Origin of the sequence: Pseudonocardia sp. CA-142604, assembly GCF_050948475.1 — a bacterium.
In the GTDB taxonomy this organism is placed as follows: Bacteria; Actinomycetota; Actinomycetes; order Mycobacteriales; family Pseudonocardiaceae; genus Pseudonocardia; species Pseudonocardia alaniniphila.
In genome coordinates this window covers 6626201-6638965 of the sequence record NZ_CP192045.1, presented here as the reverse complement: position 1 = coordinate 6638965, position 12765 = coordinate 6626201, and the positions used below count along the sequence as shown (strand labels likewise).

At 68.2% G+C, this 12765-nt stretch carries 12 protein-coding genes and 1 pseudogene; 4 read left to right on the top strand and 9 right to left on the bottom strand.

What is annotated here, in order from left to right; all coding sequences use genetic code 11:
* The first annotated feature begins 52 nt into the window (after nucleotides 1-52).
* Nucleotides 53-1021, top strand: coding sequence for an AraC family transcriptional regulator (locus ACQPZQ_RS30085; protein WP_433286313.1), 969 nt, complete (start codon nucleotides 53-55; stop codon nucleotides 1019-1021).
* Nucleotides 1022-1137: 116 nt separating this feature from the next.
* On the opposite strand, the pseudogene ACQPZQ_RS30080 reads toward ACQPZQ_RS30085, so the two are convergent.
* Nucleotides 1138-1545 (bottom strand): annotated as a pseudogene (locus ACQPZQ_RS30080) (TetR/AcrR family transcriptional regulator); the annotation flags it as partial.
* Nucleotides 1546-1663: 118 nt separating this feature from the next.
* Between ACQPZQ_RS30080 and ACQPZQ_RS30075 the strand changes: the two are divergent.
* Entirely contained in the window at nucleotides 1664-2479 is an 816-nt protein-coding gene (locus ACQPZQ_RS30075; RefSeq protein WP_433286311.1) for an SDR family NAD(P)-dependent oxidoreductase, read from the top strand.
* 108 nt (nucleotides 2480-2587) lie between these two features.
* Nucleotides 2588-3649: a biotin synthase BioB gene (bioB, locus tag ACQPZQ_RS30070; protein ID WP_433286309.1), complete on the top strand. Its 1062-nt coding sequence runs from the start codon at nucleotides 2588-2590 to the stop codon at nucleotides 3647-3649.
* A 13-nt stretch (nucleotides 3650-3662) separates the two neighbouring features.
* Here bioB and ACQPZQ_RS30065 read toward each other — a convergent pair whose 3' ends face one another.
* A complete protein-coding gene (locus ACQPZQ_RS30065; RefSeq protein WP_433286307.1) occupies nucleotides 3663-5156 on the bottom strand; it encodes a glutamine synthetase family protein in 1494 nt (497 codons plus the stop codon).
* Between the two features lie 165 nt (nucleotides 5157-5321).
* On the opposite strand from ACQPZQ_RS30065, the gene ACQPZQ_RS30060 reads away from it, so the two are divergent.
* Nucleotides 5322-6215 (top strand): LysR family transcriptional regulator, encoded by an 894-nt coding sequence (locus ACQPZQ_RS30060; RefSeq protein ID WP_433286306.1) that lies wholly within the window; start codon nucleotides 5322-5324, stop codon nucleotides 6213-6215.
* A 5-nt stretch (nucleotides 6216-6220) separates the two neighbouring features.
* Here ACQPZQ_RS30060 and ACQPZQ_RS30055 read toward each other — a convergent pair whose 3' ends face one another.
* The 7 genes from ACQPZQ_RS30055 to ACQPZQ_RS30025 all read right to left on the bottom strand — a co-directional run bounded on the left by ACQPZQ_RS30055 (nucleotide 6221) and on the right by ACQPZQ_RS30025 (nucleotide 12695).
* On the bottom strand, nucleotides 6221-7612 hold the full coding sequence (locus tag ACQPZQ_RS30055) for an amidase (RefSeq protein ID WP_433286304.1): 1392 nt from the start codon (nucleotides 7610-7612) through the stop codon (nucleotides 6221-6223).
* 20 nt (nucleotides 7613-7632) lie between these two features.
* Nucleotides 7633-7815, bottom strand: coding sequence for a hypothetical protein (locus ACQPZQ_RS30050; RefSeq protein ID WP_433286302.1), 183 nt, complete (start codon nucleotides 7813-7815; stop codon nucleotides 7633-7635).
* Nucleotides 7816-7892: 77 nt separating this feature from the next.
* A complete protein-coding gene (gene pcaG / locus ACQPZQ_RS30045) occupies nucleotides 7893-9044 on the bottom strand; it encodes a protocatechuate 3,4-dioxygenase subunit alpha (protein WP_433286301.1) in 1152 nt (383 codons plus the stop codon).
* A gap of 103 nt (nucleotides 9045-9147) precedes the next feature.
* Complete coding sequence (locus ACQPZQ_RS30040) at nucleotides 9148-9666, bottom strand: sigma-70 family RNA polymerase sigma factor (RefSeq protein ID WP_433286299.1); 519 nt, start codon at nucleotides 9664-9666, stop codon at nucleotides 9148-9150.
* A 168-nt stretch (nucleotides 9667-9834) separates the two neighbouring features.
* On the bottom strand, nucleotides 9835-10857 hold the full coding sequence (locus ACQPZQ_RS30035) for an LLM class flavin-dependent oxidoreductase (RefSeq protein ID WP_433286298.1): 1023 nt from the start codon (nucleotides 10855-10857) through the stop codon (nucleotides 9835-9837).
* A gap of 278 nt (nucleotides 10858-11135) precedes the next feature.
* Entirely contained in the window at nucleotides 11136-11927 is a 792-nt protein-coding gene (locus ACQPZQ_RS30030; protein ID WP_433286296.1) for a helix-turn-helix transcriptional regulator, read from the bottom strand.
* Nucleotides 11928-11978: 51 nt separating this feature from the next.
* On the bottom strand, nucleotides 11979-12695 hold the full coding sequence (locus tag ACQPZQ_RS30025; protein WP_433286294.1) for an SDR family oxidoreductase: 717 nt from the start codon (nucleotides 12693-12695) through the stop codon (nucleotides 11979-11981).
* Nucleotides 12696-12765 lie beyond the last annotated feature (70 nt).

Sequence of the window (12765 nt, the reverse complement as noted above, 5' to 3'; positions counted from 1 at the left end):
CGGCGGGACGCGATCCCCACCTGGGCGGATGGCCGGAGTTAGCCTCGGAGCTGTGCATGTCCAGGAGTTCTCCGGTGAGGATCTGGAAGGCGTCGCCCGCGAGATGCCGGTGATCATGCAAACGCGTCCCGATTACCGCGGGCGGTTGGCGCTACACGGGCTGGGTGAGGCCGTCACACTCTCGCGGACGAACTCCGGAGGGTCGTTGCGGACCACCCGGACCCCACGGTTGGCCACGAGAACATCGGGCGGCCACCTGCTGCGCTTCTGCGTGTACGGGGCCGGTCGGGGCCACGTCCACCAGCACGACCGCTTCGCGGAGCTGGTGTCCGGTACCGGAGTGCTGTACGAGGGGGCTCGCCCATGGGAGCTGTTCTCGTCGGAGGAGAGCCAGTGCATGAACCTGCAGTTCTCCCGGGAGCTGCTCCCGATGCGCCCAGCTGAGATCACCGAGGCGTGTGCGCGCAGCGTGGCCCCGGCAGGGCCGGCCATGCAGATGCTGTCCGGCTATCTCGATCGGCTGTTCGAGGTGGCCGACGGGCTCACCGCGGGGCAGCGGCTGGACGCCGGGCGAGCCGCGATCGAGCTGCTGACAATGGTGTTGCGGGACGTCACCCCTGCCGTGCCGGGCGGGGACGGTCCTGATGAGGTGCTGCTCGAGATGATGCAGATGTATGCGCGCGAGCACCTGGCCGATCCGCGCCTGCGGGTCGAGGAGCTGGCGCGGCGCCACCATGTGTCGGTCCGCTACGCCTACAGCCTGTTCGCACGGATCGGGACGACGCCCGGTGCGTACCTTCGCGAGCAGCGGCTGCTCGCGGCACAGGTGATGTTGTCCGACCCGAGGTGCGCCTGGCTCGGGACGTCGGACATCGCGGCTGCGGTCGGGTTCGTCAGCCTCAGGACGTTCGAACGGGCCTTCCAGCGGCAATACGGAATGACACCGGCCGGCTGGCGATGTGAGCACCGCTGCCGGGGATCCGCTCCCACAGGACTGGAACAGGAAATGTTTCCGCGCTGAGGGTTCGGTGCCGTCAGGCCGAGGACTGGGGGCGGGGGACCAGGGCGGCCACGATCCGAGCCGTTGCGTCGTCTGCGGACAGCCCCCCAGGCCCAGTCGGACTTGTGCAGCCGGAGCGATACGAGGCCGTGGTACGCCGACCACAGCAGGAGCGCTGTGGACAACGGCGTGTCCGGATCCGTCTCAGCCACCAGTTCGACGATTCGCTTCTGTAGGCGAGGACCGTGCGGGGCTCGAGTCGGCGGCAGATCGTCCCCGCTTTCGAACAGCAGTTGGTAGGCGCCGGGGTGCGCGAGGCCCCAGCGAACGTAGGCCTGGCTCGCGATGACGAGAGTGTCGTCGGGTGCGTCCGCGATGGCCCGTTCGATGCTGTCGATCAGGTCGGTGTACTCCGCGTCCAGCACGGCCGAGCGGAGATCGGGTTCCGAGGGGAAGTGCCAGTACACGGCGGACGGCGCGACCTCGCACTCGCGGGCGATCGACCGCAGCGAGGGCACCGTCACGGCCTGCGGCTCGGCGAGCATCGCGCGTGCGGCGGCGATCAGATCGGCGCGAAGATCTCTGCTTCCCACGACGGAATTGAACACGTGTTCAGGTACAGTCCGCCACTGAACAGGTGTTCAAGGACGTGGGGGTGGAGACGTGAAGACGATCTTCTTGACCGGAGCCTCGCGTGGTCTGGGCCGTGCGATCGGCGAGGTTGCGCTCGCAGCGGGACACCGTGTGGTGCTGACTGCCCGTGACCCGAAGGCGGTGGCCGATCTCGCGCGGGACCACCCCGCAACCGCGGTGGCGCTCCCTCTCGATGTGACGGATGCTGCGGCGGCCGTGCACGCGATGGCGGCTGCCGTGGAACATTTCGGGGTGCCGGACGTCGTGATCACCAATGCCGGCTACTCGGACATCGTCAGCATCGAGGACGCTTCGCTCGCCGCCCTGCGCTCTGCGTTCGAGACGAATCTGTGGGGTGTCGTGCACGTGGTCAAGGCGGCGCTGCCCATCCTGCGGGAGTCCGGCCGCGGCCACCTGATTCAGATCTCTTCCGTCAGCGGTCGACTGGCTCCCGCCCCGGGACTGGGTGCCTACGTGACCGCCAAGTTCGCGGCCGAGGGCTTCCTCGAAGCAGTGGCCAAGGAGGTCTCCGGGTTCGGCATCCGCGTGACCATCGTCGAGCCCGGCCGGATGGCCACGTCGATCGCCTCGTCGATGGCGATTCCGGAAGCGAGCGAGCCGTACGCGCCGCTGGTCGCGCCGCTCGCGTCCGCCTACGCCGGAGGTGCCTCCGCGGGAACCGACCCGGCGCGCGCTGCCCGTTTCGTTCTCGATGTCACCGACGTCGACGAGCCGCCGCTGCACCTTCCGCTGGGCGAGTCGGCGTTCGAGTACATTCTCGCCGCCGAGACGCAGCGCCTGGCCGAGCTGACGGCGTGGGAGCGGATCAGTCGTTCCGTCCGCTGAATCGCTGTACGGACGACCGTGCACGAGCGCAGTGCCGACGGTGCTACCAGAAGTCGTGCGGGGCGGGCCCCTTGCTGCCGCCCGTGGAGTTGACCAAGGTGTTCGGACATGGACGGCTTCCTCGATGGCCTCGCTCGCACGGCGCTCGCCCGCGAGCCGATCCCCCGCGAGGCGGCGCTTCGGGTGCTCGCAGGCGACGACGAACTGCTCGACGTCGTCGGCGCGGGCTCGCGCGTGCGTCGCGCGTTCTTCGGTCGCAGGGTGAAGCTCAACACGATCATCAACATGAAGAGCGGGCTGTGCCCCGAGGACTGCAGCTACTGCTCGCAGCGGCTGGGCTCGGAAGCGGAGATCCTCAAGTACTCCTGGATCGACCCGCACGACGCGGCGGGCATCGCCGACCGCGCGGTGCGCGCGGGCGCCAAGCGGGTGTGCCTGGTCACGAGCGGCCGCGGGCCGGGTGAGCGCGACGTCGCCCGCATCGAGCGGACGATCGGCGCCATCAAGGCCGACCAGCCCGACGTCGAGGTGTGCGTGTGCCTCGGGCTGCTCTCGGACGGGCAGGCCGACCGGCTGCGGGCGGCGGGTGCCCACGCCTACAGCCACAACCTCAACACCAGCGAGGAGCGCTACGGCGAGATCTGCTCCACGCACACGTTCGCCGACCGGGTCGACACGGTGCGGCGGGCCACCGCCGCAGGCCTCTCTCCGTGCTCCGGGGCGATCTTCGGGATGGGGGAGTCGGATGACGACGTGCTCGACCTCGCCTACGCACTCCGGGACCTCGACCCCGACTCGGTTCCGGTCAACTTCCTGATCCCGTTCGCCGGCACCCCACTGGCCGGGCGCTGGGAACTCACGCCGGAGCGCTGCCTGCGCATCCTCGCGCTCTTCCGTTTCGTGTTCCCCGACGTCGAGGTCCGGCTCGCAGGCGGCCGTGAGATCCACCTGCGGGGCATGCAGTCGCTGGCTCTGCACCTGGCCAACTCGATCTTCCTCGGCGACTACCTCACGAGCGAGGGCCAGCCCGGCTCGGACGACCGGCAGATGATCGCCGACGCCGGGTTCACCGTCGAAGGGCTGGAGGAACAGAGCCTGCCCGACGCCCGCCACGACCTCGTCGTGCTGCGGCGGCGGGGCGCCGGCACCGATCTGCCGGCGAACGCCTGACGCGAGCCGCGGATCAGAACAGCTCGAAGTACTCGCGGTGCTCCCAGTCGGTGACGTCGTTGACGTAGGTCTTCGGGTCCGGGTTCTCGACCAGCCACGCCTCGTAGCGGCTGACCTCGCTGCGTTTCATGGTGACCAGGTAGTCGATGAAGACGCTGCCGAACTCCTTGCGGTAGAAGTCGTCGGCGGCCAGCACGTCGACCGCCTCGCTCAGCGTGGTCGGCAGGCGGGCAACGTCCTCCGCGTAGGGATCCTCGCTGATCTGCCCCGGCGAGATCTCGCCGACGATTCCGTCGAGCCCGGCCGCGGCCTGGGCGGCGAGGTACAGATACGGGTTGGCCGCTGCCTCGCCGACCCGGTTCTCCACGTGCGACGCCTGGTCACCGGGCTCGCTGATCACGCGCACCATGGCGGCGCGGTTGTCCTTCGCCCAGGTCAGCCGGTCCGGCGCCAGTGAGTAGGGGCGCCGGCGGCGGTACCCGTTGACGGTCGGCGTGGTGAACACCGACGCCGCACGACCGTGTGCCAGCGTGCCCCCGACGTAGTGCTGCCCGAGCGTCGACAGCGCCTGCCCCGGCTCGGGAACCATCAGGTTCTGACCGGTAGTCGCGTCGGCGATGGACGTGTGGAGATGCCAGCCGCTGGCGTAGAAGCCGGCGATGGCCGGCGTGCACATGAACGAGGCCAGGTAGCCGTTGCGCTTGGCGACCTGCTTGGTCGCCATCTTGAACAGACTCGCCGTATCGGCCACGGCGAGACCCTCGAGGACGTCGAAGGTGGTCTCCACCTGGCCTGGCGCCCACTCGTCATCGAAGGTGCGCAGGGGGAGTCCCATGGCCGTGACCGCGTCCCGGATCGGGGCGAGCGCATCGTCGATCTCGTCGAGATGGTCGAGGAGGAGGTAGTTGTAGCCCCGCGCCACCGGTGCCACCACGGGTGGGTCCGCGGGAGTGCCGGGGCCACCCATCGAGCCCGTGCCGAGCAGGTCGTCGACAACACGGGTCAGGTACCACTCGATCTCGATCCCGGCGACGATCGCGAGGTTGCGTTCCGCCAGGCGGCCCAGAGTCTGTTTGAGGATCGTCCGCGGTGCGAGGGGGAATGCCGCGCCGTTGGTCTGATACAGGTCCGCGAAGACGACCGCGGTGTGCGGCGCCCACGGCAGAACGGTGAAGGTCCCCGGATCGGGCACGGCTGTGACATTCGGACTGCCGCCGAAACCGTCGATCTCGATACCTCCGTCCGGGGTGAACGGGTCCAGCACGATGGCGTTGGCCGAGTCCAGGATGAACGGCGCCATCGTGATCTGGCTGCCGGCCTCGAGTGCCCCGAAGTACGCCGGACGCGTCAGCGCCTTCCCCCGCAGCAGGCCGTACTGGTCGGGCCAGACGAGCCGGACGACGTCGATGCCGTGCTGCTCGACCAGCTTCCTCGACCGAGCGGCCGCCTCCACCTGGTCGGGCGAGTAGAGGCCGTGCCGTTCGATGAACGTGGAAGTGGTGGGCATGGTCATCCTTTGCAGGAGTCGTTGTTGCGGGAATTCTCGGGATGAATCGGTCGAATTCACCAGGAACGGGTTCGAGGCGAGCCTCGGCTCTATTATCAGTCGTTCCGTGATCGATGAGAAATGCGGATCCCAGCTACCAGCCATCGAGGATCGTGCTAACAAGGGATGATGGAGCTCCGGCATCTCGCGGCGTTCACCGCCGTCGCCGAGGAGGGAAGCTTCACCGCCGCTGCGAGGCGTATGCACATGGTGCAATCCGCGATCTCGGCGACGGTGCGCACGCTCGAGCGCGAGCTGGACGTGCGTCTGTTCGACCGGACCACGCACCGCGTCCAGCTCACCTCGGCCGGCCGGCTGTTGCTGCCCGAGGCGCGGCGCACATTGGCCGCGGCCGCCGCTGCTCGCGACGTGATCGCCCAGGCACACGGCGGGCTGCGGGGCACGGTGCGGCTGGGGATCCTGCAGTGGCACCGGGGCTTCAGCGTGCCGAGGCTCATCGCGGAGTTCCGCGCGGAGCACCCGCACGTCGAGATCGAGTTGCACCGCGGGGACAGCACCAGCCACGTCGCAGCCCTGCACAAGGGGCAGCTGGACCTGGCGTTCCTCGCCGTGGACCCCGACGTCGCCCCCGGCCTGTCGCTCCTTCGCCTGATACGGGACACGATGCCGGTGGTCACCTCGCCGGACCATCGCCTCGCGGGCCGCACCTGCGTCGACCTCGCTGCTACCGCCGACGAGCCATTCGCCGAGACCCCGCCGACGTGGGGCCTGCGCATGTCCAACGACCGCGCCTTCCGCGCGGCCGGTCTCGAACGCAGGGTCGCTTTCGAGGTCGCCGATGTCGCGACCGTGCTCGACTTCGTCCGCTACGGACTGGCCGTGGCGATCGTGCCCTCGTGGGTGCTCGATTCGACGTCGGGTGTGTGCGCGATGCCGATACGAAGCGGTGCCCCGGTGCTCACGATCTCGCTCGCTACGGTCGCCCAGCGGGATGTGCCAGCACCTTGCCGGGCCTTGATGTCCACCGCCTGGCGGCTGGCCGGCGGCACTCCTGACTGATGCGGTCAGTTCCGGGTGGCCGTGCCGGTGCGCGTTGCGAGCAGTGACATGTCGAAGCCGATCAGGCGTTCCACGGCCTCGGCCACGGCGAGCAGCCCGTGGTCGTCGTGGACCTGCCCGACGAGTTGGAATCCCATCGGCACCCCCTCGGCCGCGAGCCCCATGGGCAGGCTGACGGCCGGATGACCGGACTGGTTGATCACCGACGTGTTGCGGATCAACTCCAACACGTCGGGCGTCTGAACGTCCGCGATCCGCGGCGGCACTATCGGCAGTGTGGGCATGGCGAGTACGTCGACGGCGTCGATGGCCCGGCGTAAGGCCTCGATCACCAGCCTGCGGGCCCGCAGCGCACGGATGTAGTCCTGGGCGAGCACGTATTGCCCGGCCATCAGTTGGTGTCGCAGATCCGGCGAATACAGCTCGGGGCACGCGTCCAGCGTCGGCTGATGGAAGACGTAGGCCTCGACGAACAGCGGGAGCAGCAGCAGCGGCGCGAGGTGAAGGATGTCCATCGGCACGGGCGATGGCGTGGCGCCGTTGCTGATCATCAGGTCGAGCACAGCCAGCGCCGCCGCTTCGACCTGTGGGTCCAGGTCGTCCCAGAACCAGGCCTCCGGCACGCCCACGCGTAGACCGGCGAGATCGTCGCGCGGTGGCGCCGACGATGCGGGACGGCCGCAGGAGTGCGGGTCGTCCGGATCCGGGGCGGCCATGACCTGCAGCATCGCCCGGGCATCCGCGACCGAGCGGGCGAGGGGTCCGACGTGATCGGTGTGCTCGCAGCCGGTTGGGATCAGGCCTCGGAGCGGAACGAGCCCGTGTGTCGGCTTGAACCCGACCAGCCCGCAGCAGCTCGCCGGAATTCGAATGGAGCCGGCCGCGTCGGTGCCGACAGAGGCATATCCGACGCCGAGCGCAACGCCGGCGGCCGACCCGCCGCTGGAGCCGCCCGCGATGTGCTCAGGTTGCCACGCGTTGGGCACGGTGCCGTGGAACGGGTTCATCGTCGTGCCACCCAGCGCCAGCTCGTGCAGGTTCGTCTTGCCCAGCACGATCGCGCCCGCCTGTCTCAGCTGCGTGACGACGGGAGCGTCGGTGGTGGCGACGCGGTCGGCGAACACCGGGGAACCAGCGGTTGTCGGCAACCCGGCCACATCGATGTTGTCCTTCACGGTGATCGGGACGCCGTGAAGCGGTCCACACGGACCGTCTGTTTCCCAGGCGCGATCAGCTGCGGCCGCAGCCTCGCGCGCTTGCTCTGGCAACGCGGTGATGAACAGGTTGTACCCGGCGAAGCGTTCACCGCGTTCCAGGGCCGCCTCCGTGACCTCCACCGCACTCAGCTCGCCGGCGGCCAACGCGCGCCGAACCTCGACCAGAGACAAGTCCGCCACGACATCGCCTCGCCCCGCCGTCATTTCCGGCCGCCCGCTGCCAGCACCAACGCGTTGGACACCTCTCCGAGCGGCAGAGCCCGCAGCGCTGCGACCGTTCGTGAGTTCTGCCGGACGTAGGGAAGCAAGGCGTCGAGTACGTCGTCCGGGTGCTCCTTTCCGATGAGCAGTTTCTCGATTCTGCGCAGATCCTCGCGTTCCATGTCGTGTCCTTCTCGTTGGGAACGGCGTCGGCCTCCTGCAGAGCGCCCGCGCCCGGCCCGCGAGCGTCGTCGTCGGGTCAGACGAGGAAGAAGACGGTCTCGTCGTTGCCCTGCAGGGTGATGTCGAACCGGTAGCGGGTGGTCGGGCCGCTGGGTTCGGGGTGGGCGAGCAGTGTGTGCCGGCGGTCGTCGGGAAGAGCCGCGAGGACGGGATCGGTGGCGTTGCCGGACGGGTCGTCGGCGAGGTAGACGCGGGTGATGACGCGGTCGTTGAGTCCGGAAGTGAACAGCGACAGTGCGATGTGCGGCGCCGCGTCGGCGCTCGTGGGGGTGCGGCGGGGTCGTGCGGTGCGCAGCCGGTAGTGGCCGCTGAACCCGGTGCCGGTGCGGGTGAAGTGGCCGTTGCTGGTGGCAGCGGGGTCGGGTTGCCAGGTCTCGATCATGGCGTGGGGGACGGGTTTGCGGGCGCCGTCGTAGATCGTGCCGGTGAGTTCGATGGCGGTGGGGTCGTTCTCGGGAGTGGAGTTGTACCAGTGCGGCCGCAGGAGCGCGGGGGCGAAGAACGGGCCGATGGTCTGTGGTGGTGTCTGCCAGGCGTCGGGCGCTGCCCCTGTATGCGGGCCGTGTTCGGCGGGCGGGTGCGGGGTGTCGGGCAGGACGATGTCGAAGCGATAGCCGCGGGCCCAGCCGTTCTCGCCGATGGCGTGGTCGAGTCGGCTGATGAGGTGGGATCGCTGTGGTTCGGGGGCGGCTTGCACGACGGAGTCTTCGCGCAGGAGGGGGTCGCCGGGGAAGTACATCTGAGTGATCAGGCGCTGGTTGAAGGTGGTCCCCATGATCGAGAAGTGGATATGGGGTGGGCGCCAGGCGTCGCATCGGAGATCCGAGCGGTGGCTGCCGGGCATGATCGTGGTGAAGCGGTACCAGCCGTCGGTGTCGGTGAGGCAGCGTCCGGTACCGGTGAAGTTGGGATCGAGTGGGGCGTCGTAGTGGTCGGCGGGGGAGGCGTAGCGCCCGGCCGAGTTGGCCTGCCAGATCTCCACCAGGTTGCGGGTGATCGGGCGGCCGCCGGCGTCCAGAACCCGGCCGCTGACCACGATGCGTTCGCCGATCGGGCTGCCGGCGTATTGATGGGTGAGGACGTGCTCGGAGTCGCTGATCGGGCCGAAACCCGTGATCGGCCCGGTCGCCTCGGTGGCCGGGTCGGGAAGCCGGACGAGCGCGTGCATCGGTGCCCGGCCGAGCGTCGGGGCATATATCGGCGCGAAGCAGGGGAGAGGTCCGGTGTTGCTGTCCTGGGGTCGGCGCTGCCGGCCCTCGCGAGGATCGATGTCACCCCGTCGCAATTTCTACCTCGCTGATCAGTGTCTGGAGCGTGCGAAAGGCGTGGTGCGTCCGTGATTTAACGGTGCCGGGCGAGACGCCGAGTTCTCGAGCTGTTTCGTCAACCGAGCGGCATTTGAAATATCTTTCGACCAACACGTCGCGATGCTTCGGTGTGAGCTTGTCGAGCGCGTCGGTGAGGGCTCGGCGCTGCAAGAATCGGTCGACGTCGTCCGCGACATATGCCGCATTCGGCATCTGCTCGTGAGACACGGTCGCGGGCTCCCTGGAGCGTGCCCGCCAGATATCGATCAAGTGATTGCGGGCTGTGGCGTACAACCACGCCCGCAGCGCATCGGATCCGGGCTCGAGATGACCGGCTCTCCGCCAGGCGCGCACAAGTACCTCCTGTACGACATCCTCGGACACGGCGCGATCACGGGTGAATCGAAAAGCAAATATGAACAGAGGTACGGCTGCCTGCTCGTACACGACTCGAATGAATTGATCGGAATCCTCAATGTGCATGGTTCCGGCCCATCGTAGACAAAATATCCTTTCGGCTGGAGGTTGCTGGTTGCGGCGGGCCTGTCGCATGGCGGTCGACGTATCGGATGACGAACCTGGTCATTCCTGGATCCGGATCCGGCAGGCACCGAGCGTCCCCGACCGGTGCGAACGCCGGCGAGCCGGCGCTCATCCCAGCTCTGCCCGTACTTTCGGGGCGACCGAGGTGCCCAGCAGTTCGATGGAGCGAAGCACTTCCCGGTGGGGCATCCCGCCGAGATCCATTTGCAGGATCTGTCGGCTGTGGCCGAGCTTTTGCTGGAAGGCGATCAACCGGTCGGCGATCTCACTCGGCTCACCGACCATGGTCATGCCACCGGGGGCGTAGTTGGCGTCGAAGTAGGCCCGGTCGGGAACGGTCCGGCCGACGGTCCTCAGAACCGAGCTCTCATGCCGGTAGAAGTTTTCCTTGGCAGCGCGGCCGTCATCGGACACGAAGCCGTGCGCTGCGACGGAGACCTCGAGGCGCGCCGCGTCGTGCCCGGCCTGGCGGCCCGCCTCCCGGTACGCAGCGGCGACGCCGGCCCAGCGCTCGGCGGTGCCGTTGAGGATCCCGTAGGCGATCGGCAGGCCGAGGTTACCGGCGCGTACGGAGGATTCCGGGCTGCCGCCGGAACCGAGCCAGATCTTCATCGGAGGATCTGCGCGGGGCACCACCAGGGCGTCGCGCAGCGGTTGTGCGCGGTGCAGGCCGTCCCAGGTGACCCGCTCGGCCTCGTTGACCGACAGGAGCAGGTCGAGCTTGGCCGCAAACAGCGAGTCACGGTCCTTGAGCGGGTAGCCGTACAACGGATACGAATCGATCCCCGATCCCCGGCCGGCGGTGATCTCGACACGCCCCGGGGCCAGTGCCGCCGCCGTGGCGTGTTGTTGGTAGACCCGCACCGGGTCGTCGGTGGACAGCACGATCACTGTGCTGCCCAGTCCGATGCGCGTGGTCACGGCGGCCGCTGCGTTGATCACGGACGCGGGCGAGGAGATCGGCATGACATGGCGGTGATGCTCGCCCACGCCGAAGAAGTCCAGCCCGACCTGTTCGGCCAACCTGATGGTCTCCAACAGATCGCGAATTGCCTGCGAGGTCGGGCCGAGGCCTTCGCCGTCCGACAACGGTGTGTTGCCGAAGCTGTAGGCCCCCAGCTGAAAGGTCATCGAATCTGCTTCCGCTTCCGCAGGTCATCCGTGGACCGCGGGTGAACCGGGCACATCCGGTGGAGCAGGTAGCAACAGTCCGTCTCACGATCGCCGGCGGTGAACCGTCGCGACGGAATGCACACCGCGAGCCCGTCGTTCGGTCCGGGATGGGCGGGATGTACCGAATCGTTTCGAGTTCGAGGATCCCTGATGGCGGGCATGAACGTCCTTCCGAGCAACCGTCGAGTCAACCCAGTTGACTGCATCGGGCCCGTAGCCCGGACGGCATTTTCTGCTCAGCGTGAAGGCATTTCCTGCTTCAGGGTTGCGGCGGCTGATCCGGGGTGGCAGTGCTCACAACGCCAGCTGCCAGGTGACATTCCGTACTGCCGCCGGAAGGCCCGTTCGAACGTCCTGAGATTACGGAACCCGGTCGCAGCCGCGATGTCCGGCATCCCGAGCCGGGCGTATCCCGGGTCGGCCAACATCGTCCGTGCCGCGAGTAGCCGCTGTTCGCGGAGGTACGCGCCGGGTGTGGTGCCGATCCGTGCGAACAGGCTGTAGGCGTAGCGGACCGACACATGGTGGCGCCGCGCCAGCTCCTCGACCCGCAGGCGCGGATCGGCCAGATGTTCGCGGGCGTGCATCCGCATCATCTCGAGCAGCACGTCATCGGGGTCGTCCCTGCTCGGCTCCGAGGGTGTGACGTCCCGTAGCACCATCGCGAGCAGATCGATCGCGGCTCGCCCTGCGTCGAGTCGCTGCGGCGCGGTGAGGTCGTCGGCTACCTCGAACAGCCGACCGAGGTATCCCGCGAGCATCTGCATGGCCGGGTCTGCGGGGTCCGTGCCGCGTGCACGGACTTCGCTGATCTCGGCGGTTCGGAGCGGGAGAAGCTCACGGGAGAAACGCAAGGTCAGAGTGCGGGTCTCCGTCGGCGAGACCTGCTCCCGCGCGCAACAAGCCTCCGAGAGCATCCCCGCACCGGCCGTCAGCTCGACGAAACGGTCCTGTTGGTGGACGTAGCCCCGCCCGGCCAGGTGCACGCAGAAGAGCATCATGTCGTCTCTCGGTGCCGCCGCTGCCATCCGAGCTCGTTCCTCCCTTTCGTCGCCGTCAGTGACGTGCATCGGACGCCTTCACAGGCCTTGAATACGTCCACCGTCGATCACGCTGGCCGTGCCGGTCATGAAGGAAGTGTGGTGGGAGCACAGAAAAGCCACGATTCTTCCGAAATCGGCCGGATCGCCGATATATGCCCGATCCTGGGCGCCGAGCTCCACCGCGCGGTCGGTCGCATGCGCGCCCGGGCAGACGAGATTGAGCGTCACTCCCGATGCGATGAGTTCGTTCGCCGCGGTCTTGGCCCATCCCCACAGCGCCGGACGGGCGGTGTTGGACAACGCGAGGTTCTCCATCGGCTGGCGAGCCGAGCCTGAGGCGATCAGGCACACACGTCCCCACTGCTGCCGGACGAGGATCGGTCGAGCGGCCCGCACCAGCCGGACGGCGGAGAGTGTGTTGGCCGTTATCGCGTCGAGAATCTGCTGGTCGGTGAGGTCGAACGCGCCGCCTCGCTTGGGTCCGGCGTTGTTCGCCACGACGATGTCGAGGCGGCCGAATCGGTCGAGTGCACGGTCCACGAGCAGGCCCGGAAGACGGTCGTCGTTCACGTCCCCTGCCACGATCTCCACCTCGACGTCGACGTCGTCGCGCAGCCGCTCCAGTTGCTCGGCCGAACGCGCGTTCACGACAAGGCGCACTGCCTCTGCGGCCAGCGCAACGGCCGTGGCTCTGCCGAGCCCTCTCGAGGCGGCGGTGACTACAGCGACACGATCTGCAATCCCTAAGTCCACCTAGCTAGTATACTTTTCAGATGTCCTAGGCGACCGGGTCGTGGCTGTCGTCACGGAAACGCGACGAGGT

Excerpts from the sequence above, each read along its gene's own strand:
- bioB (WP_433286309.1), top strand. The coding sequence starts at position 2,588 with ATGGACGGCTTCCTCGATGGCCTCGCTCGCACGGCGCTCGCCCGCGAG.
- ACQPZQ_RS30065 (WP_433286307.1), bottom strand. The coding sequence starts at position 5,156 with ATGCCCACCACTTCCACGTTCATCGAACGGCACGGCCTCTACTCGCCC.
- ACQPZQ_RS30060 (WP_433286306.1), top strand. The coding sequence starts at position 5,322 with ATGATGGAGCTCCGGCATCTCGCGGCGTTCACCGCCGTCGCCGAGGAG.
- ACQPZQ_RS30050 (WP_433286302.1), bottom strand. The coding sequence starts at position 7,815 with ATGGAACGCGAGGATCTGCGCAGAATCGAGAAACTGCTCATCGGAAAG.
- pcaG (WP_433286301.1), bottom strand. The coding sequence starts at position 9,044 with ATGCACGCGCTCGTCCGGCTTCCCGACCCGGCCACCGAGGCGACCGGG.
- ACQPZQ_RS30040 (WP_433286299.1), bottom strand. The coding sequence starts at position 9,666 with ATGCACATTGAGGATTCCGATCAATTCATTCGAGTCGTGTACGAGCAG.
- ACQPZQ_RS30035 (WP_433286298.1), bottom strand. The coding sequence starts at position 10,857 with ATGACCTTTCAGCTGGGGGCCTACAGCTTCGGCAACACACCGTTGTCG.
- ACQPZQ_RS30030 (WP_433286296.1), bottom strand. The coding sequence starts at position 11,927 with ATGGCAGCGGCGGCACCGAGAGACGACATGATGCTCTTCTGCGTGCAC.